The organism is Planococcus maritimus, assembly GCF_001687625.2.
GTDB classification, from domain to species: domain Bacteria; phylum Bacillota; class Bacilli; order Bacillales_A; family Planococcaceae; genus Planococcus; species Planococcus maritimus.
Window position 1 is genome coordinate 3,260,115 of record NZ_CP016538.2, and the last position, 20,607, is coordinate 3,280,721.

The following is a 20,607-nucleotide window of genomic DNA, read 5'->3' on the forward strand; positions in this document are numbered from 1 at the left end:
TTCCCCTTACGCTTCTTCAGTAACGTGTACGCGCAATGTCGCGGTTACATCGTGATGCAACTTCACTGGCACATTCGTGTAGCCAAGCGCGCGGATTGCGTCATCGAGTTCCATTTTACGCTTGTCGATTTTATGGCCATGGGTCTTTTCAAGTTCTTTCGCTATTTGCTTGGTCGTGATCGAGCCGAACAAGCGCCCGTCATCACCGGATTTCGCTGTCAGTTCAATCGTTAAAGCTTCAAGTTTTTCTTTCAGCTCTTTCGCTTCATTCAATTCCTGCTCGACTTCCTTTTCCTGCTTCTTCTGTTGGCCAGCCAGTTTGCTCATGGCTGCTTGATCAGCTTCCACTGCCAAATTGTTCTTCAACAAGAAGTTATTCGCGTAGCCGTCCGCCACATTTTTGATATCGCCTTTTTTGCCTACATTTTTTACGTCTTTCAAGAAAATTACTTTCATTCTTCAGATCCTCCTCTATCATTTTCGGTTAATACGGTCTTTAGTTGCCCGACCGCTTCTTCAATACTTGCGTCCGGCATTTGTGTGGCTGCATTGGTTAAATGGCCACCGCCGCCGAGATTTTCCATCACGATTTGGACATTGACTTCACCAAGCGAACGGGCACTGATGCCAACGCCGCCTTCTGTCCGTTCTGCGATAACAAACGACGCGTTAACGTCTTTCATCGTCAGCAGAATGTCCGCCGTTTGTGCGATCAGCACGGGGCTGTAAATACGCCCTCGCTCGCCTTTAGCGATGGCAATGCCGTCGCCGACAAATTCCACGCTCTGGACGATTTTCGCCCGTTCAATATACGTATTGAGGTCTTCTTTCAACAAGCGCTGCACGAGCACTGTATCAGCACCGTTCGAGCGCAAATAGGAAGCCGCTTCAAAGGTCCTGGCGCCCGTGCGCAGCGTAAAGCTTTTCGTGTCGACGATAATGCCGGCAAGCATCGCGGTCGCTTCGAGCATCGTCAGTTTTTCGTGTTTCGGCTGGTATTCGATCAACTCGGTGACCAGCTCCGCCGTAGACGATGCGTACGGCTCCATATAGACGAGCATCGTATTGGTAATGAATTCCTCGCCTCTTCGATGATGGTCGATCAACACGACGCGATCCATACGTTGAAGCAGCCGTTCATCAATAACCATCGACGGTTTATGCGTATCGACTACGACCAGCAAAGAATGCTCAGTCATTTCCGATAGCGCTTCTTCTGGGGTGATGAAACGTTCAAACAAATGAGGATCGCTTTCGATTTCTTCCATCAACCGCATAACGCTGCGATCGTATTCATCAAAATCGATGACGATGCGGCCTTTGACACGGTTCATTTCTGCCATTTTGGCTACACCCACCGCCGCGCCAATCGAATCCATATCGGGCATTTTATGGCCCATGACAAACACTTGGTCACTTTCCTGGATCAAATCACGCAGCGCATGCGAAATGACGCGTGCACGGACCCTCGTCCGCTTCTCGACCGGATTGGTTTTGCCCCCATAGAACTTAACCTTGCCGCTCGGATGCTTGATTGCCACTTGGTCACCGCCGCGCCCAAGCACCAAATCGAGCCCGGACTGCGCCATGGCGCCAAGTTCGATCAGTGAAGCGGAACCCGCTCCGACGCCGATGCTCAGTGTCAGCGCCATATTATCTTTCGCTGTCACTTCACGAATATCATCGAGTACCGTGAACTTGGTTTCCTCCAGTTTTTGAAGAATCGATTCATTGAACACCGCCAAAAAGCGGTCCGAGGAAATCCGTTTGACGAAAATGCCATTGTCCGTTCCCCACCGATTGATCAAGGACGTCACCAGGCTATTTAAATTACTGCGCACTTGGTCGTCCATCCCTTGCGACAATTCGTCGTAATTATCGATGAACAAAATGCCGAGGACGGTCCGGTCCGCATGATACAAAGTTTCGATCTCTACTTGTTCAGTAATATCGAATAAGTAGAACAGCCGGTCATCCTCACGGTAATAAACGCGGTATTTGCGGCCGCCAAGCGAGATGACCATTTCATTCGATTCGGTCGATTTGACCAATTGGTTGAATTCTTCCGTCAAACTGTAAATCGATTCACCAATCAACGTCTCATAATCAAGCGCTGAAGTGATATAGGGATTGGCCCATTCAATCTGTTGGTTTTCATTGACCAGCAAAATCCCGATTGGCATTTCGAGCAGCGCTTCCTCGCCGACTTTCTTCATTCGGTAGGATAGCGTTTCGATATGCTTTTCAGTCTCTTCATAGTTGCGTTTCTCCAGTACCCACGCCGAGGCGATGGCCGCCCCGTAAAGGATAGCGAAAATGCCTGCGCCCCATTCCGACCATAGCGAAATAAGAATCACAGCGGCCATTCCAAGAGCCAGCAATGCCAGCAATGGGTATCTTAGATTACGTTTCCTGAAAAAAGCCGACATTTCTCTTCAGCTCCTTACTTTCCTTTAGAGTCATGCGCCCGCTTGATCCAGCCCCGGATATCGAAGCCGAGATCCAAAATCCCGATGATGCTCGTAAACGACTGCAACGGGACTGCCAAAATCGTCACGATCACCGTTACCCAGCGGGGCCAGCCCTCTTGGTGGATATAGAAATGATAGAACGATACCCCTTGCAAAAACAGCAGGAACTGCAACAGCATCGAGGCATTTGCGAAAATGAAATACGCCATGGTCCCTTGCTCGAAATCGGACAGCAAGGACACTAAAATGACGATCAAGTAATACCATAATACACTTTTCGGCAAGCGCATCTCGCGGAATGGCGGGAATTTCGGCACTTCAATCCCAAGCCGTTTCAAAATCGGCAGTAAGATTAGCAACAATACCCACACCGTCGTGAACGTCGTCAAAATTAATAAGGTCGGAAGCAAGGTCTCAAAAGTCAGCATGATCTGCGCGACGAGCTCCTCGTATTCCTCCATCGATTCTGAACCGAGCCGTTCGAGCCATGTTCCCGCCTGCTCGTACGAACTACGCATCGTCTCAGTAAATTCTTCCAGGAAATTAATTCCTAAAAAGGCGATCGCTGCTACATATTGCAACATCAATGATAGCAGCAACACAATGCTCGAGCCCATGAACATGAACAATTTGCTTTTTTTATAGTGGATCGACAGCCCAATCATGAGCCCCAGCGGAATGTGAATCAACGCCAGTGGCAATGATAGCAATCCGCCGATCAGGAAGCTTAACACGACCCCGACCACTGCGACCAGCGCCGACGCCTTTGCCGGATACTTGGCGCTATACCAAGCGATCGGCAATGCCAAAAACAAGGTACTGACTAAACTCAGCACCGGTACATATACAGAAATAGCCAACAAGACGGCAAACAGTGCCGTCATCATGGCTCCGTTCGTTAACTGACGTGTCTTTTGGTTAGGCATATCTGCTTTTTTCATCTTCTTTCGGGTTTATTTCATCCGTATAATTGTACCATGATTCAAGCCCCCGAACAAAAAAGGTAGGTTGTCCCACTGTACACCTAGCTCTCCGTTTTGAGAAGAAAAAATGTCTGTCTTTCAAGAGCAGCTTGTAGAAAAGGATTATCGCTGATTTGGCGGTAGATGGGAATAATCGTTGGAAATTAAAGTGTGGGAATCGCTTCCTGGCAAAATATATAAGAAGATAGTGAGAGTTTAGGTGTTGAAGGGTTTTCGCATTCTATTTGTGCTTCTGCTTATTCTTCGCCGCCGTGCTTTGGGTTGGCCTCTTGCCATAAGCCAGGAAGAACGCCTGTCTTACAGCATTGGCTCGCCCCTTTACGCCAGGCGGCTAGGAGATTTCATTGATTGAGGTGTGTTCAATCTGATCTACTTCTTTAGGTAGTTGCCGGCTAGTGGGGAAATCGCTTCCTAGAAAAATAGATAAGAAGATAGCAAGGGTTTTCGTGTCGAACAGTTTCAGCATTCTATTTGTGCTTCTGCTTATTCTTCGCCGCCGTGCTTTGGGTTGGCCTCTTGCCATAAGCCAGGAAGAACGCCTGTCTTACGGCATCGGCTCACCCCTTTACGCCAGGCGGCTAGGAGATTTCATTGATTGAGGTGTGTTCAATCTGATCTACTTCTTTAGGTAGTTGCCGGCTAGTGGGGAAATCGCTTCCTAGAAAAATAGATAAGAAGATAGCAAGGGTTTTCGTGTCGAACAGTTTCAGCATTCTATTTGTGCTTCTGCTTATTCTTCGCCGCCGTGCTTTGGGTTGGCCTCTTGCCATAAGCCAGGAAGAATGCCTGACTTATGGCATCGGCTCACCCCTTTACGCCGGGCGGCTTGGTGATTTCATTGATTGGGATCTGTTTAAGCAGATCTGCTTCTGGAATCAGTTGCCGGCTAGTGGGGGAATCGCTTCTTGGTATGCAGCATCTGAGAAATAAGTGTTTGAACTGAAAGTGACGCACTCTTTAATTTAAACGATATGAGCTGCAAAACATGATGTATTTCTACACTTCACTTTTAGTGAACTGAAGAAAAGATTCCACACTCTAAAATTAGAGACGGAGTGGAAGGGGGCTGACGCCTGTGGGACCGCGCGGGCTGGCGAGACAAACGTGGCGCGCTCTTCGCGGCACGTTGGCTCAACACCCGCCCCATCCCCGGGCAGCTGAAAACGCGACGTCCTGTCGCATCAGCTGCATGACTCGCATCCTGCGAGCCCCAAGCAGCCCCCTGCAACGCAGTCGAAAAGCGGAAGCTTTTCCACTCACTTCTTTCTTCATTCCCCCTCACTCCAGTTGCAACCTTTACGGTATAATCTTAACTTTTTCTATCTAGCCAACTTCCCAAAACATATAAAAAAGAGGCCGGTTTCCCGGCCTCTTTGAACAATCTTATTTTTCTTCCGCTACGAACGGTAGAAGTGCCATGATACGAGCGCGTTTAACTGCAATTGTCAAACGACGTTGCCATTTAGCGCTTGTGCCCGTAACACGACGTGGCAAAATTTTGCCTCGCTCAGAAATGAATTTCTTAAGCAAATCAGTGTCTTTGTAGTCGATGCGTGTAATGTTGTTTGAAGTGAAATAACAAACCTTTTTACGCTTCTTGCCTCCGCGACGTGGTGCCATATCGAATTACCTCCCTCATCTTCAGATTTCTATTCGCTGATGGGCGCCTGGTTTAGAACGGCAGATCGTCGTCTGAAACTTCGATCTTCCCGCTTCCGCTTGAAAACGGATCGTCATCTACACGAGTATTGTTTTGCTGACTTGGACTAGACGGTTGGTTCTGTTGATAAGACGGCTGCTGTCCATACGAGCGATCGTTTGAACGATCCCCAGATCCGGAGTTGGCGCTTTTTGGTTCAAGGAATTGAACGCTGTCAGCCACCACTTCCGTCGTATAAACGCGCTTGCCATCTTGACCTTCGTAGCTGCCAGTCTGAATGCGGCCTTCGACACCGGCGAGACTTCCTTTTTTGAGGAAATTCGCTGTGTTTTCAGCCTGCTTGCGCCAAACGGTACAATTGATAAAATCCGCTTCGCGTTCACCTTGCGCATTGGAGAATGTCCGGTTTACAGCAAGTGTAAAACGAGCCACCGCCGCGCCGCTTGGTGTGTAACGAAGATCGGGATCTTTTGTCAGTCTTCCGACCAATACAACCCGGTTGATCATCAGAATTCAACCTCCTTCTTCAAGTCGTGTATTATCTGTATTCCGCTTGTTGCTTATACGTCTAGGCGTACAGCCATGTGGCGGATAATGTCTTCATTGAAGTTCGCAAGACGTGTAAACTCGTTGATAGCTTCTGTCTCAGCATTAGCTTTAACGATCTGGTAGAAACCTTCTTTGAAATCATTGATTTCATAAGCCAGACGGCGTTTACCCCATTCTTTCGACTCGATGATTTCCGCACCGTTAGAAGTTAGGATTTCGCTGAAACGCTCAACTAGAGCTTTCTTAGCGTCCTCTTCAATGTTCGGGCGTACAATGTACATTACTTCATATTCTCTCATCGTATTGTCACCTCCTTATGGACTTGGGCCCTGCTGATTCCAGCGGGCAAGGAGCAAGCAATCATAAATATTACTCACATCAATATATTGTAGCATACGCATAGGCTTCCGGCAAGTTGTAATTTAGGCTATACTGAAAGCATTAAAATTCGGGATGTGTTGCAATGGAACCGCATAAAATTATCGATTTGAACATAGAAGAAATCGCGCCAAAAGCGCTGTGGTTCAATATTGGGCTGGTCGCCGTTTTCGCGCTCGCCTATCAGTTGTTTCGAGAACCCTTGTCTTTCGGCTTTTCGCTGTTCGGCATCCTTTATTTTTTGGGCGGCTACGTCTTATTAATTGTGCTGCATGAAGTGTTTCATTTGATCGGCTTTGTCGCCTTCGGCAAAGTGCCGCTGTCGTCGCTTCAATACGGACTCAATTTAAAATTGGGCATTGCTTATGCGACGAGCGACCGGCCCGTGAAAAATCGGGCGATGCGGGCGGTTCTGCTACTGCCATTTTGGATGACGGCGGTTTTGCCGAGCATCATCGGCTTTTGGGCGGGCGACCAAGTGCTCGTCTTGCTCGGCGCCATGCTGACAGCCGGCGCATTCGGCGACTTCCTCATGTACAAGGAATTGCGCAAAGAGCCGAACGATGCGTGGATATTGGACGACCAAGATCTCCCCCGCCTCCACGTTTATTCCAGCTACCCGTCGCTAGATGAATGAATGGCAGGTTCCCACAAATAAAAAAAGGCGCAGCAGTGTTAAAGAAGTGTATTAATTTAGTTATGAATCAAAATGACTGCATCTTTTCGACACTCAAAAATCAATGACCTATCTAAGTATTTGGAGAAGAGTTCGCTCGACTCCTGCGGGAAAAGCGGGTTTGAGAGACCCCGCAGGCCGCGATAGCGGCTGAGGAGGCTCGATTCCCGCCCGCGGAAAGCGAGCGATAAGCTTCGGAAAATACCACTTCTTAACTTTTTCGAAAAACCAAAAGAAGGCACAGCAGATTTCCTGCTATGCCTTCTTTTTAATTCTTATCTCGCAAACGACCGTTCCACATCCCATACACCTTCTGAAATATATTCCTTCAGCAAGCGCTCTGCTTTTGCCGTATAGACAATCGCTTGTTTCGTGCCGCGCTTGGTCTCGACATCGATCGTCAGACGGTCGTACATGTCCGTTTTTGCGTTCCCCGTGTAATCCTCCAGGTCATTGATCGCCGGCCATAGGACATCCGGAATGTCGTATAGCTCGCCTTGAATGACATCGTCGCCGGCCAATTCAAGTGCCGGATAACCAAGCCCTGTATCATACAAGCTTCCCGAAATCGTCACATGCTCTTCCACCAATTCCGCTTCTTCCAAATAAAAATGGTATTTGCCGCCTCTTTTCAAGGTTCCATATGCGAATAAATACATTCGTTTCCCTCCTCATAAAAAACCGGATGCTCAAAAAGCACCCGGTTCGGTATTTTTTCCAGCCGCCACTTCGTTGTTAACTTGTTTCCATGGCACTGACTGACAATAAACTATTCGGCACAAGCCTTATACGTTGAATCTAAACAGCATAACATCGCCGTCTTTAACGAGGTACTCTTTGCCTTCTTGACGTACTTTTCCGGCTTCTTTTGCCGTAGCCATTGAACCGGCTTCCACCAATTCCTCGTAAGCAACGGTTTCAGCGCGGATAAAGCCGCGTTCGAAGTCGGAGTGGATGATGCCCGCACATTGTGGGGCTTTCATGCCTTTTTTGAACGTCCATGCACGCACTTCCTGCACACCGGCAGTGAAGTATGTCGCAAGTCCGAGCAAGTTATAAGCAGCTTTGACCAATTGATCAAGCCCTGATTCTTCGATGCCAAGCTCTTCGAGGAACATTTCTTTTTCTTCATCATCAAGCTCTGCCATTTCTTCTTCGATCTTCGCACAAACGACGATGACGTCAGAATCGTGGCCAGCTGCATAATCGCGAACTTGCTGGACGTATTCGTTGCTCGCCGCATCAGCAATTTCATCTTCTGATACGTTCGCTACGTACAACATCGGTTTGAGCGTCAACAAATTCAAGCCTTTGGCGATTTTCAGCTCATCTTCTGTGAAGTCGATCGAACGGGCCAATTCGCCGTTCTCGAAAGCTTCGCGAAGTTTCACCAATACCGGCTCTTCTGCAACAGCGTCTTTGTCTTTTTGCTTCAACAGCTTGGCGTTGCGGCTAATGCGTTTTTCGATGCTTTCCATATCTGCAAGTACCAACTCCAGGTTGATGACTTCGATATCGGAAACCGGATCAACTCCACCCGATACGTGCGTGATGTTGTCATCAGCAAAGCAGCGAACCACTTGCGTGATGGCATCGACTTCGCGGATGTGGGCGAGGAATTTGTTTCCAAGCCCTTCCCCTTTGCTGGCCCCTTTGACGATGCCGGCAATGTCCGTAAACTCGAACGCCGTCGGGATGGTTTTTTTCGGCTCGACCAATTCTGTCAGTTTGTCGAGGCGCTCATCTGGCACTTCGACGATGCCGACGTTTGGATCTATCGTACAGAACGGGTAGTTCGCCGCTTCGGCGCCCGCTTTTGTAATAGCGTTGAATAATGTGGATTTTCCTACGTTTGGTAATCCTACAATCCCTGCAGTTAATGCCAAAGGATTCACGACCTTTCTTTTTCGCTCACAAATTTTGCAACCATTCCATTATAGAAAGAGGAGGCGGAAATGTCCATTCCTCATTCCGCCTCAGCCTTCACCAATACTTTTTTCATTTTTTTATTGAACTCCGCGCGAGACAGCATAACGCTGTGCTGACAGCCTTCGCATTTAATGCGGATGTCTGCACCCATGCGGATAATTTTCCAGGCATTCGCCCCGCAAGGATGCCCTTTTTTCATCTCGACAATATCATGTAACCCAAATTCCTTCATTTCCATGGCTGCATTCCCCCATCATTTATTGGCATTTGATGAAACCGGATCGCCGGGATCGCGGTGCATGACCACCATACGAGGATACGGCAATTCGACTCCACGCTGATCGAGAAACTCTTTCAAGTCGCGGCGCATTCTGCGGGATACGGCAAAATGCTGCATCGGCAAGGTTTCAGCCGTCAGGCGCATGACCACTTCGGTTGCTGTCATGTTCTGCACGCCAAGCAATTCGGCCGGACTGATAACTTCTTCATAAGTGGGCTGGACCGTTTCCAAAAACTCCAAGATCAGCCGTTCTACTTTAGCCAAATCGGAATCGTGCGAAACGCTCAAGTCCACGACCGCAGTGGAATTGTGAAGTGAAAAGTTGACGACTTCTGTCACCGTGCCGTTTGGGAAGATAAACAGCTCACCGGTCCACGCTTGAACTTTCGTCGTGCGCAGCCCGATTTCCTGGACGGTTCCCTCGGCTTGGTTGATACGGACATAATCACCGACTGAAAATTGGTCTTCGAAGATGATAAAAAATCCAGTGATGACGTCGCGCACCAAGTTTTGTGCACCAAAACCGACAGCGAGGCCAATAACACCGGCACCGGCGATGATCCCGCTAATATTGATTGAGAAAGCCGATAGAATGGCGACCACTGCCATAAATCCAATGACGTATGTAGCAATATTTTCTACTAATTTCGATAAAGTTTGGTGACGGCGTCCATTTGTTTTAAGGGGCCCTTTTAATTGGACCGAAAACGATTTGCGGATAATGACCCGCATGACGCGCGTCAATAGATAGGCACCGACAGCGATTAATATGACACGCAGCGCTGTTCCTGAAATGTCGACCCACATTTCCTCATCAAGCAGCTTCGTTGTCATCTGATTAACAAATCTTTCCACAACACTTCTTTCGAAAAACACGTCTACACCTTCTTTAAATTACTCACATCAGATTGAATTTAAACACGGCCGTGACAAGAAACGCAACTACAAGGATCCCCGGCAATAAATTCGCCACACGGATCTTCGTGATGCCCATCAAATTAAGCCCAATTGCGGCAATCATTACCCCTCCGGTCGCCGTCATCTCGGTGATGAACAAGTCAAGCGCCGCTTCCGGAATAAGCAAACTGATTTGTGTAGCGAACAAGGCGATCAAGCCTTGGTACACAAATACCGGAATCGCCGACAGCATAACACCGATGCCGAGTGTCGACGCAAGGATGATTGATGTAAACCCGTCAATAATGCCCTTTGACACAAGAACACCGTGTTCATTGCTGAGCCCGCTTTCCAATGCACCGATAATGCCCATTGCGCCGATGACAAAAATCAAGGTCGCCGTGACAAATCCTTGCGCTAGGCTTCCCTGGCTTTCTTTTGTGCCGAGCATTCGTTCAATCCAGCGGCCAAAGCCATTCAATTTATCTTCCAGCCTTGCCCATTCACCGATGACCGCACCGAGTACCAAACTAATGATGACGATGACGAAATTCTGGCTCTCAAAGCCCATCTGTAAGCCTAAGACGACAACCACTAACCCAATGACATACATAACGGTCTCTTTCATTTTGTCAGGAATATTGCGCAATGCCCGCCCGATCAATGTTCCGATGACAATTAAAACTGCGTTAACCAATGTTCCCCAAAGAACCATAATCGAGCTCCCTTCTCTCCATGCTTCGGTATAGGCGTCTAGTTCTTCTCCCTCTTTTAACCCCTTCGACAAATCTTGCGAGGCCCGCATCTAAAGAAACGCCTATTTCCCGTCTCCGGAAAATAGGCCGTCTTCAAGCTGAGGTAACCATTCAATTCGAAAAAGCATACTGGCCACTAAAAACGCCACGTACGTCAGCGTGTTATTTCAACAGATCCAAGATCCGCTCTAAATCATCTTCTGAGAAAAACTCGATTTCGATCTTGCCTTTATTCTTTTGTTTTTTGATCTGGACATTTGTGCCGAAGCGGTCACGCAGTTCAGATTGTTTTTCTTCTATAAAGATATCCTTTTTCTTTTCTGGTGTTTCACGTGGAACATTGTCATTTAAACGCTGCACTAAGTTTTCCAGTTGGCGCACATTTAATCCTTCTTTGACAGTTTTTTTCGCGGTCTCGGAAATATTTTTTTTGCTGCGCAAGCCAAGCAAAGTACGGCCATGCCCCATCGACAATTTTTTATCCGAAATAAGTTCCCGCACATCTTTCGGCAAGGTCAGTAGACGAATATGGTTGGTAATATGCGGACGGCTTTTGCCGAGCCGGAACGCTAATTGCTCCTGTGTCAAATTCAATGTATCCATCAGCTTCTGGTAGGCTTCCGCCTCTTCGATCGGCGTTAAATCCTCACGCTGCAAGTTTTCAAGGATCGCTAGTTCCATCATCTGCTGCTCGTTGAACTCTTTAACGATCGCAGGAACTTCTTTCAATTTGCATAGCTTGGCTGCCCGAAAACGGCGTTCCCCGACTACAAGTTCAAATTTCGCCCCTTTTTTCCGCACGACGACCGGCTGCAGAATGCCATGCTCCCGAATCGATTCGGCCAGTTCTTCTAGGGCTTGCTGGTCGAATACTTTCCGCGGTTGATGAGGGTTTTCTTTAATATCGGTCACTTTGATTTGCATTACTTTATCTGTTTCGTTGACCGTTTCTCCAGGAAACAATGCATTAATGCCTTTTCCTAATCCTTTAGCCATTACGAATCACTTCCTTCGCCAATTCTAGGTAAACTTCCGCGCCTCTGGACTTCGGATCATAGATGATGATTGGCTCTCCGTGGCTAGGAGCCTCGCTCAAACGGACGTTGCGCGGGACCACCGTGTCATACACTTTGTCCTGGAAGTATTTCTTCACTTCTTCAATGACCTGCATGCCGAGATTGGTCCGGGCATCGTACATGGTCAACAATACGCCGTCGATCATCAGGTCATGGTTCAAGTGTTTTTGGACCAGCCGAACGGTACTCAATAACTGGCTTAAACCTTCTAGAGCATAATATTCACATTGTACTGGAATAATAATTCCGTCTGAAGCGGTTAGGGAATTCAAGGTCAACAACCCAAGAGATGGCGGACAGTCGATGATGATGTAATCGTATAAATCTTTTACTTCTGCCAAGGCGTTTTTCAATCGTGCTTCGCGTGAAATGGTCGAAACCAATTCAATTTCCGCACCGGCCAGTGAAATGGTCGCCGGTACCACATGAAGATTTTCGACTTTCGTCTCCATGATCGTGTCTTTGACATCCACATCGTCAATCAGAATTTCGTAGATGCATTGATCGACATCGCCTTTATTGACGCCGACGCCACTCGTTGCATTGCCTTGTGGATCGATATCTATTAACAGCACTTTCTTGCCAAGATAAGCAAGACAGGCACTTAAATTAACTGATGAAGTTGTTTTTCCTACACCGCCTTTTTGATTGGCGATGGCAATCGTTCTACCCACTCGTGCACCAACTTTCTTCGATACTGTCTTTAGTTTACTGCGGAAACGCTTTTATGGCTATCCGCGACAGCTTTCATTTCTATATTGTATCAAATTTCCTGTTTCATAGAGATATATCTGCCAAAAAAAGCCCTTTCCTCAACGGAAAGAGCGATTATGAGCGTTTTTCGGAATTTTCACGGTGATTTGATAATAATCCTCGTGTTCTTCCTCTTGTGTATCGAGTTTGATGCCGCTTTTTTTGACCATCGACAATGACTCTTTGATGGTATTCATGGCAATGCGCATATCCCGACTGACGGCTTTTCTGCGCTTTTTAGGTTTCGCCTCGGCTTGGTCCGCCAAATTCCGGATGCGTTGTTCCAGTTCTTTGACATTAAGCCCTTCTTCCAATAACTGTTCGAGTAATTGTTGCTGAAGTTCAGGGTCTTTTACCGGCAGCAAAGCACGGGCATGGCGTTCTGTAATGCTCCGGGAGAGCAATGCCTGCTGAACAATTTCTGGGAGCTTTAACAGCCGCAATTTATTGGCGACAGCCGACTGGCTTTTACCAAGGCGCTGAGCCAATGCTTCTTGTGTGATTTCCTGGATCTGCAGCAAATTAGAATAAGCATGCGCCTCTTCGATTGCCGTCAATTCTTCGCGCTGGAGGTTTTCGATCAACGCGATAGAGGCTGTTTCTTTATCACTCAATTGACGAACGATCGCCGGAACTTCCTCCCAGCCAAGAGACGTCATTGCCCGGAAGCGACGTTCCCCTGCAATAATTTCATAGAAGCCTTCCCGCTGTGAATCTCTGACGACAATCGGCTGGATGACGCCATGGACATGAATCGTCCGGGCCAGCTCTTCGATTTTCTCTTCGTCAAAAACGGTCCGTGGCTGGAATTGGTTCGCATGGATTTTCTCCAATGGGATTTTGACGACTTCTTCAGAAGCATGGCTTGAAGCTTCTGCTGTTGTTGCATCATTTGCTTTGTCGCCGCCTCCGAAAAGACGGGCAAAAGGACTTTTCATGCTCAAGCACCACCTTATTAAAAACTTGCTCTTGTTGTTTTATTCCAAAGACACAATCCTGGGTCTGTATGTTCCACGTGAAACATTAACTGATTGGCGATTTGTTCGGCATGCCTGCTTTTCTCGGGTATTTCTTTGGCGTTGCCTTGAATTTCCGGAACACTTGGATGTGGCGTTCGCTTTCTTCCACTGGCAAGAGGAAGGAATGAACGGCTTCTTGCTTCACTCCAAGCACTTGAAGCGCCTTGTCCGCATCTTTCAACTCGTCAGGAGCAGAAGCAGCTTTCATGGCCGCAAATGCCCCGCCTTGTTTGACGAGCGGCACACAAAGTTCAGCTAATACCGACAGCCTGGCCACAGCGCGTGCGGTTACGATGTCGTAGCCTGCACGATGCTCGGACTGGCCAAAATCTTCTGCACGCGAGTGGACAAAAGAAACTTTATCCAGTTGTAAAGCTTCGCTCAAATGATTCAAAAATTGAATGCGTTTGTTCAATGAATCAACGATCGTCACTTCGATATGGGGGAAGCAGATTTTAAGCGGGATGCTCGGGAATCCAGCCCCTGCCCCAACATCACACAGTGATAGCGGCTGTGTGAAATCCATATAGAAGGCAGCACTGATGGAGTCGTAAAAATGTTTTAAATACACGTCTTCTTTCTCCGTGATTGCCGTCAAATTCATTTTTTCATTCCATTCGACAAGTTCTTTGTGATAGATGCGGAATTGTTCTAGCTGACGCTCAGACAGTTCAATGCCTTGTTGTTCAAGTGCTTGCGCAAATTGCTGTTCGTTCACAATAGGTCCCCCTCTCACCGGTCTCACCGCAAAGCTGCGGGAGCGGAATTTTCGTTTTATGTAAAAGCAAATGGGCTGGCGGATACCAGCCCATTTCGAGTTCTGTTATGTGCCGCCCAGTGAGCTCAAATCCCAACTAGACTTTAGCGATTCTTCCTTGTTCAATATACACCAATAAAATCGAAATGTCAGCAGGGTTAACGCCGGAAATGCGTGTTGCTTGTGCAATCGATAGCGGCTGCACTTCTTTCAGTTTCCCGCGTGCTTCCGTTGCAAGCCCTGAAATGGCATCGTAATCGATATTTTCCGGAATTTTTTTGTTTTCCATTTTCTTCAGCTTATCGACTTGAAGAAGAGATTTTTCAATATAGCCTTCGTATTTCACATGGATCTCGACTTGCTCTTTCACTTCGTCGCTAAGCGCGATAGCGGAGCTAGTCAATGAAGCGATCATGTCGTAGTTCATTTCGGGACGTTTCAACAAATCGGCTGCACGGATGCCGTCTTTCAGCTCGCTGCCGCCTGCATTGCGAATCGCTTTTTGCGTTTGCTCATTCGGCTTGATGATGATGCCGCGCAGACGCTTGATTTCCTCTTCGATATGGTCTTTCTTTTCAAGAAAGCGCGCATAACGTTCTTCTGTGATCATGCCGAGCTGATAGCCGAGTTCCGTCAAACGCAAATCTGCGTTGTCGTGGCGCAACAATAAGCGGTATTCAGCACGAGATGTCAACAAGCGATAAGGCTCGCTCGTCCCTTTCGTTACCAAATCGTCGATCAAGACACCGATATATGCGTCAGAACGGCTAAGGATAACTTCTTCTTTGCCTAACACTTTCGCCGCGGCGTTGATGCCCGCCATAAGCCCCTGCCCCGCTGCTTCTTCGTAACCGGACGTGCCGTTGATCTGGCCAGCCGTATAAAGGTTAGGAAGTTGCTTGGATTCAAGCGTCGGCCATAATTGCGTCGGCACAATGGCATCGTATTCGATGGCATAGCCTGAACGCATCATATCTGCTTTCTCAAGGCCTGGAATCGATTCGAGCAGCTTGCGCTGAACGTGTTCTGGCAAACTCGTGGAAAGGCCTTGCACGTAAACTTCACGCGTAGAGCGACCTTCTGGCTCAAGGAAAATCTGATGGCGCGGTTTATCGCTGAAACGGACGATTTTGTCTTCAATCGACGGGCAATAACGTGGCCCAGTGCCTTTTGCCATCCCAGAATACATTGGAGACAAATGGAGGTTCTCATCGATGATCTGATGCGTTTCAGCGGTTGTGTAAGTCAACCAGCATGGCATCTGATCCATGATGAATTCTGTCGTTTCAAAGCTGAATGCGCGCGGCACATCGTCTCCTGGCTGAATTTCTGTTTTCGAGTAATCAATGCTGTTGCTGTTAATACGCGGTGGTGTTCCGGTTTTGAAACGCACCGTCTCAAAGCCTAGCTGTTCCAGGTTTTCCGCGAGTTTTATAGAAGGCTGCTGATGGTTCGGCCCACTGGAGTAGCGCAAATCGCCGATGATGATTTCGCCGCGCAGAAATGTACCCGTTGTGATGACGACAGTTTTGGCGCGGTAAATGCCGCCGACTTGTGTCACAAGGCCTTTTACTTCACCGTCTTCGACAATCAATTCTTCCGCGATTCCTTGGTGCAAGCTCAAGTTTTCCTGCTCTTCCATCAAACGCTTCATTTCTTGCTGGTAAAGCACTTTATCGGCTTGTGCGCGAAGTGCGCGGACAGCCGGCCCTTTGGCTGTGTTAAGCATTCTCATTTGTATATGTGTTTTATCGATGACGCGGCCCATTGCCCCGCCCATTGCATCTATTTCACGTACGACGATGCCTTTTGCTGGCCCCCGATGGACGGGTTGCAAGGCATAAAGGCGATCATATCGAGATTCATCGTCAAGACAAGCGTTTTCGCGCCCATACGAGCAGAAGCAAGTGCTGCTTCCGCTCCGGCATGTCCTGCGCCTACGACGATAACATCGAACGTGCCTGCTTCATATTGTGGCATGTTCGTTCAGTCCCTTCAAAAATTTATTTTCCTAGGCAAAACTGCGAGAATAATTGGTTCAATAAGCCGTCATCTGCCGTATCGCCGATGATCTCACCGAGAATTTCCCATGTACGGGTCACATCGATTTGAATCATATCGACCGGCACGTCCATTTCGGCGGCTGAAATAGCATCCGAAATGGTTTGATGCGCTTGGTGCAACAGTGAAATATGACGGACATTGGAGACATAAGTCATATCCCCTGCCTCGATTTCTCCTTCAAAGAATAATTCAGCAATCGCTTCTTCGAGCTGATCGATGCCTTCTTCTTCAATCAAGGAAGTCGTCACGAGACGTTTGTCACCAGTCAATTCCTTCACTTGTTCCAAGTCGATTTGCTGCGGCAAATCGGTCTTGTTGATGACAACGATATAATTCATATCACGGACCGCTTCGAACAATAAGAGATCTTCGTCGGTCAATTTTTCTGCATAATTCAACACATAAAGGATCAAATCGGATTCTTTAAGCACTTTACGGGAGCGTTCGACGCCAATCCGTTCGACAATATCTTCTGTTTCCCGGATGCCTGCCGTATCGACAAGACGCAGTGGCACACCGCGTACATTAACGTATTCTTCGATAATATCGCGTGTCGTGCCAGCAATTTCCGTTACAATGGCTTTATTTTCATGCACTAGGCTATTCAATAGCGAAGATTTTCCGACATTAGGTCGGCCAATAATTACTGTAGACAAGCCTTCACGCAAAATTTTGCCTTGCTGAGAAGTCTGGAGCAATTTAGCGATTTCTGACTGCACCCATTGTGCTTTTTCAAGCATCATCGGGCGTGTCATTTCTTCCACATCGTCGTATTCGGGATAGTCGATGTTCACTTCCATTTGAGCGATCGATTCCAATAATGCTTGGCGCAGTGAGCTGATGAGACGGGATAAACGTCCTTCCATTTGCGTCAGCGCAACATCCATCGCACGGTCCGTTTTCGCACGGATCAGGTCCATCACGGCTTCTGCCTGAGACAGATCGATGCGTCCATTAAGGAACGCGCGCTTAGTGAATTCACCAGGCTCCGCAAGCCGTGCACCGGCTCTTAGGGCCAGTGATAACACACGATTAACCGATACGATGCCGCCGTGGCAATTAATCTCCACGACATCTTCCCTGGTAAATGTTTTCGGTGCTTTCATTAAGGCAACCATTACTTCTTCCGCTATTTCGTTCGTCGCGGGATCTTCGATATGGCCGTAATGGATGGTATGGCTCGCTTGGTCAGCGAGTGCTTTATTGCCCGGCGCACGGAACAGCCGGTTTGCGATGGCTACCGCTTCAGGCCCGCTCAGGCGGACGATGGCGATGGCTCCTTCGCCGCTTGGCGTGGAAATCGCGGCAATCGTATCGAATTCCATCATGATGCTATTTCCTCCTCTTGCAACAACATGCTGAAGGCGAACAAAAGAACTTGCCAACAGCATCATTTCTACTTTTTTATGGGTTAAAACAGTTGTCCACATGTGGACAACTGTCAAAATACGCGTGGCTGTACAACATACAACAATAACACAAAACCCATAAAATCAAAAGATACAGCGCTCGTTTTTGGTATTTTTTTCAGGTTCACCGCGCAAATATGACATGCATAAATATACACCCGCGAAATTCCCACTTTCGCTGACTAGCCTTGCGTTTTATTGCATCAAAAGAGCCCGCTGCGATCATTTGCATGATCGAACGGGCTCTTTTTTCCTTATTTATGCGGTTCAATAACCAAATAGCGGTTTGGGTCTTTGCCTTCTGAATAAGTATCGATATCAAAGCGCCGCGACAGCGCCTGATGGATCACTTTTCGTTCATAAGACGGCATCGGTTCGAACTGGACACGATTTCCGGTACGGATCGCTTTGTCCGCCATCCGGTCCGCCAATTGCTCCAATGTTTCCTGGCGGCGCTCCCGGTAATTCTCTGCATCAAGTTCGACCATCATGAATTGTTCGGCGTGGCGATTGGCCACCAATTGCGCCAATTGCTGAAGCGAATTCAAGGTCTGCCCTCTTTTGCCGATAAGCATCGCCACTTTTTCGCTTTCCAATTTGAAACGCACCGTTTTGCCTTGTTTTTCATGTAAAACGGATAAATCATCGATTTTCATGCCTTGTGCAATGTCCTGCAAATAGGCTTTTGTTTCTTCGATCGCTTTTTCATTCGACGGTTTCGCTACCGGCTCTGCAACTGGCTCACCGAAATTCGGTTCTTCTCCCTCTTCGGTCGGAGCTGACGGCATTTCAGCCGCAATCTCTTCTTCTGAAGGTTCGCCATCATGCGCGGACGGTGCTTTTTCCGTTTGAAGTGCTGCATGTTCAGCTGCTGGCTGTGCTGTTTCCATCACTGTGACTTCTACTTCCGCATCTCTAGCCCCGAATCCGAAAAACCCCTTTTTTCCTTCATCGATGATGCGGACCGTTACTTCATCCCGTGATTTGTTCAGTTGTTCCAGCGCTTTTTCAATCGCTTCTTCGACCGTTTTCCCCATTTGTGTAAGATGCTTCACTTTTTAGCCCCTCCTGTTTTCGTTTTAACAGGCTGTTGCACGTCTTTCTTTTCCCATGGACGGTAAATGAACATGTTTTGGATCAGCGAGATGATGTTCCCGATTACCCAGTAAAGCGTCAAAGCAGATGGCAAGATGATCCCGAATCCAGTAATCATGACAGGCATGAAATACATCATCGCTTTCATTTGCGGATTGTCCATTGCTGGACCCGTGCGCAAAACGATCAATTGCATGACACCGGCTGTAACAGCCAGGATAATACTCGGTTCAGCGAGCGGGAAAATCAAGAATGTGCCAAGATCGATTTCAGGTGTTGAGTTCATGCGGCTGATGGCATGATAAAAACCGATTAAAATTGGCATCTGAATAACAACCGGCAAACAACCGGCCATCGGATTAACGCCTTTCTCTTGGAACATTGCCATCATTTCCTGCTGGTATTTCTGCTGGGTGACGGCATCTTTCGATTTGTACTTCTCTTTTAACTTAGCCAGCTCCGGCTGGATTTCCTGCATGCGTTTCGAACTTTTCGTTTGTTTGATCATCAAAGGCAATAGGGCCAGACGGATAAGAATCGTCACGGCAATAATCCCAAAACCATACGTACCAAGGAATTCCTTAAAGAATGTAATGATTGACACTAATGGCCATACGACAAACTCGTTCCAAAACCCTTCGCTTTGGTCGCTGATCGGCTGGTCAAACTCCGTACAGCCCGACAATAAGAGGGCAACGGCTACCAAGGCGAAGAGCACTGCGGTTCTCTTCTTCACTTTGCTTCCTCCAAACTCTATTCAATTACTTCCTATAATACCATCCGGATAGATCCGGTATCTACTTCTTCGGCAAAGCGCGTGCAATTTTCAACACATGCTCCAAGCTTTTCTTGCTTTCATGAAAATCTAAATTGGCCGCCTGTGGTCGGGCGATGATAATGTAATCGGCGTTTGGCAGAAGATCGTCCTTCAATTCTAGGAAGGCTTGGCGGATATAACGCTTAACGCGGTTTCTTGCGACCGCATTGCCGACTTTCTTACTGACGGACAGGCCAAGGCGAAATTCTTCCTGCTCATCTTTCAGCAAATAAACGATAAATTGCCGATTCGCAAAGGATTTCCCTTTTTTGAAAACGCGCTGAAACTCCGTATTTTTCTTGATCCGCTGCTGCTTATTCATTCTTTCACCTGCTACTTGCTTATTTTGATGCATTTTCGCTCAAATTCCGCGAAAAAGAAAAAAAAGACCACTGATGCGGTCAGTGGACTTTAAGCTGATAGTACTTTTCTTCCTTTACGGCGACGGGCAGCGATAACGCGACGTCCGTTCTTTGTGCTCATGCGTGCTCTGAAGCCGTGCACTTTGCTGTGTTTGCGTTTATTTGGTTGGTATGTGCGCAATGTCATGACCTTACACCTCCTATATAAAAGTTAACTATTTTCTAAAGACAGTCTCGACTATTATAAGGGCGCAGCCTTGCTTATGTCAATGGTTTCTTTTAAATGCACAAGATCGGCCAAGCAATGTGCAAAGAAAAGTTATACACAATACGGGAGGATCTATGGTGAACTTCCTGTGATTCCATTTTCGGCGAAAATGATTTATCCACATGCCTTATCGACAGGTTTTTCACATAGGAACTGCCTGTGGATATCAAAAATGTGCACAAAGCCTGCCATGTGGATAACTGAAAGAAATGCTTGTAATGTCTATCGTTTTTTGATAACATTGTTTTGTTTTCACTTGTTAACAATTTCTATCCCAAAATAGTTATCCACATATTGTGGGTAAGGTGTGGATAGTTTTCCCCAAGCCTGTTTACAGATCTTATCCACAGGCTGTGATTTTGTGTATGGTATACTGTAAAAAATATTTACCTATAAAGGAGATACGCTA

Annotated in this window: 21 protein-coding genes and 1 pseudogene; 1 reads left to right on the forward strand and 21 read right to left on the reverse strand. The window is 47.4% G+C overall.

Going from position 1 to position 20,607, the window contains the following annotated elements; translation table 11 throughout:
• Positions 1 to 6: 6 nt before the first annotated feature.
• The 6 genes from rplI to rpsF form a co-directional block, all read right to left on the reverse strand.
• A complete protein-coding gene (rplI, locus tag BBI11_RS16095) occupies positions 7 to 456 on the reverse strand; it encodes a 50S ribosomal protein L9 (RefSeq protein WP_068459461.1) in 450 nt (149 codons plus the stop codon).
• Positions 453 to 2,429, reverse strand: coding sequence for a DHH family phosphoesterase (locus tag BBI11_RS16100; protein ID WP_068459463.1), 1,977 nt, complete (start codon positions 2,427 to 2,429; stop codon positions 453 to 455). Before BBI11_RS16100 ends, rplI begins: the two co-directional genes overlap by 4 nt.
• Before the next feature lie 14 nt (positions 2,430 to 2,443).
• Positions 2,444 to 3,412 carry a YybS family protein gene (locus tag BBI11_RS16105; protein ID WP_237150297.1) on the reverse strand — a complete coding sequence of 323 codons (969 nt, stop codon included), beginning with the start codon at positions 3,410 to 3,412 and terminating at the stop codon, positions 2,444 to 2,446.
• 1,425 nt (positions 3,413 to 4,837) lie between these two features.
• Positions 4,838 to 5,074 (reverse strand): 30S ribosomal protein S18, encoded by a 237-nt coding sequence (gene rpsR, locus BBI11_RS16115; RefSeq protein ID WP_058382282.1) that lies wholly within the window; start codon positions 5,072 to 5,074, stop codon positions 4,838 to 4,840.
• Between the two features lie 52 nt (positions 5,075 to 5,126).
• Positions 5,127 to 5,621, reverse strand: coding sequence for a single-stranded DNA-binding protein (gene ssb / locus BBI11_RS16120; RefSeq protein ID WP_058382281.1), 495 nt, complete (start codon positions 5,619 to 5,621; stop codon positions 5,127 to 5,129).
• A 53-nt stretch (positions 5,622 to 5,674) separates the two neighbouring features.
• Positions 5,675 to 5,962: a 30S ribosomal protein S6 gene (gene rpsF / locus BBI11_RS16125; protein WP_068459466.1), complete on the reverse strand. Its 288-nt coding sequence runs from the start codon at positions 5,960 to 5,962 to the stop codon at positions 5,675 to 5,677.
• Between the two features lie 164 nt (positions 5,963 to 6,126).
• On the opposite strand from rpsF, the gene BBI11_RS16130 reads away from it, so the two are divergent.
• Positions 6,127 to 6,678, forward strand: coding sequence for a DUF3267 domain-containing protein (locus BBI11_RS16130; protein WP_068459468.1), 552 nt, complete (start codon positions 6,127 to 6,129; stop codon positions 6,676 to 6,678).
• 314 nt (positions 6,679 to 6,992) lie between these two features.
• Here BBI11_RS16130 and BBI11_RS16135 read toward each other — a convergent pair whose 3' ends face one another.
• From BBI11_RS16135 to rpmH, 15 genes and pseudogenes are all read right to left on the reverse strand, one after another.
• Positions 6,993 to 7,376, reverse strand: coding sequence for a gamma-glutamylcyclotransferase family protein (locus BBI11_RS16135; RefSeq protein ID WP_068459471.1), 384 nt, complete (start codon positions 7,374 to 7,376; stop codon positions 6,993 to 6,995).
• Between the two features lie 126 nt (positions 7,377 to 7,502).
• Positions 7,503 to 8,603, reverse strand: coding sequence for a redox-regulated ATPase YchF (gene ychF, locus BBI11_RS16140; RefSeq protein WP_068465491.1), 1,101 nt, complete (start codon positions 8,601 to 8,603; stop codon positions 7,503 to 7,505).
• A gap of 80 nt (positions 8,604 to 8,683) precedes the next feature.
• Positions 8,684 to 8,884, reverse strand: a complete 201-nt coding sequence (locus BBI11_RS16145) for a DUF951 domain-containing protein (protein ID WP_068459473.1) — start codon at positions 8,882 to 8,884, stop codon at positions 8,684 to 8,686.
• Between the two features lie 15 nt (positions 8,885 to 8,899).
• Positions 8,900 to 9,760 (reverse strand): mechanosensitive ion channel family protein, encoded by an 861-nt coding sequence (locus BBI11_RS16150; RefSeq protein WP_068465493.1) that lies wholly within the window; start codon positions 9,758 to 9,760, stop codon positions 8,900 to 8,902.
• Between the two features lie 64 nt (positions 9,761 to 9,824).
• On the reverse strand, positions 9,825 to 10,538 hold the full coding sequence (locus tag BBI11_RS16155) for a DUF554 domain-containing protein (protein WP_068465494.1): 714 nt from the start codon (positions 10,536 to 10,538) through the stop codon (positions 9,825 to 9,827).
• Positions 10,539 to 10,740: 202 nt separating this feature from the next.
• The gene (locus BBI11_RS16160; RefSeq protein WP_068459475.1) at positions 10,741 to 11,574 is read right to left on the reverse strand and encodes a ParB/RepB/Spo0J family partition protein; all 834 of its coding nucleotides are present in this window, start codon (positions 11,572 to 11,574) and stop codon (positions 10,741 to 10,743) included.
• Positions 11,567 to 12,328: a ParA family protein gene (locus BBI11_RS16165; RefSeq protein ID WP_068459477.1), complete on the reverse strand. Its 762-nt coding sequence runs from the start codon at positions 12,326 to 12,328 to the stop codon at positions 11,567 to 11,569. The genes BBI11_RS16160 and BBI11_RS16165 overlap by 8 nt, the downstream gene beginning before the upstream one ends.
• 138 nt (positions 12,329 to 12,466) lie before the next feature.
• A complete protein-coding gene (gene noc, locus BBI11_RS16170) occupies positions 12,467 to 13,345 on the reverse strand; it encodes a nucleoid occlusion protein (RefSeq protein ID WP_068459479.1) in 879 nt (292 codons plus the stop codon).
• Between the two features lie 85 nt (positions 13,346 to 13,430).
• Complete coding sequence (rsmG, locus tag BBI11_RS16175) at positions 13,431 to 14,144, reverse strand: 16S rRNA (guanine(527)-N(7))-methyltransferase RsmG (RefSeq protein WP_068459481.1); 714 nt, start codon at positions 14,142 to 14,144, stop codon at positions 13,431 to 13,433.
• Positions 14,145 to 14,280: 136 nt separating this feature from the next.
• Positions 14,281 to 16,163 (reverse strand): annotated as a pseudogene (mnmG, locus tag BBI11_RS16180) (tRNA uridine-5-carboxymethylaminomethyl(34) synthesis enzyme MnmG).
• Between the two features lie 23 nt (positions 16,164 to 16,186).
• The gene (gene mnmE, locus BBI11_RS16185) at positions 16,187 to 17,572 is read right to left on the reverse strand and encodes a tRNA uridine-5-carboxymethylaminomethyl(34) synthesis GTPase MnmE (RefSeq protein WP_068465496.1); all 1,386 of its coding nucleotides are present in this window, start codon (positions 17,570 to 17,572) and stop codon (positions 16,187 to 16,189) included.
• Positions 17,573 to 17,910: 338 nt separating this feature from the next.
• A complete protein-coding gene (gene jag / locus BBI11_RS16190; protein ID WP_068459483.1) occupies positions 17,911 to 18,711 on the reverse strand; it encodes an RNA-binding cell elongation regulator Jag/EloR in 801 nt (266 codons plus the stop codon).
• Positions 18,708 to 19,487 carry a membrane protein insertase YidC gene (yidC, locus tag BBI11_RS16195; protein ID WP_068459489.1) on the reverse strand — a complete coding sequence of 260 codons (780 nt, stop codon included), beginning with the start codon at positions 19,485 to 19,487 and terminating at the stop codon, positions 18,708 to 18,710. The genes jag and yidC overlap by 4 nt, the downstream gene beginning before the upstream one ends.
• A 61-nt stretch (positions 19,488 to 19,548) precedes the next feature.
• On the reverse strand, positions 19,549 to 19,890 hold the full coding sequence (rnpA, locus tag BBI11_RS16200) for a ribonuclease P protein component (protein WP_068459491.1): 342 nt from the start codon (positions 19,888 to 19,890) through the stop codon (positions 19,549 to 19,551).
• Between the two features lie 89 nt (positions 19,891 to 19,979).
• Positions 19,980 to 20,117: a 50S ribosomal protein L34 gene (gene rpmH, locus BBI11_RS16205; RefSeq protein WP_033544046.1), complete on the reverse strand. Its 138-nt coding sequence runs from the start codon at positions 20,115 to 20,117 to the stop codon at positions 19,980 to 19,982.
• Between the last annotated feature and the right edge of the window lie 490 nt (positions 20,118 to 20,607).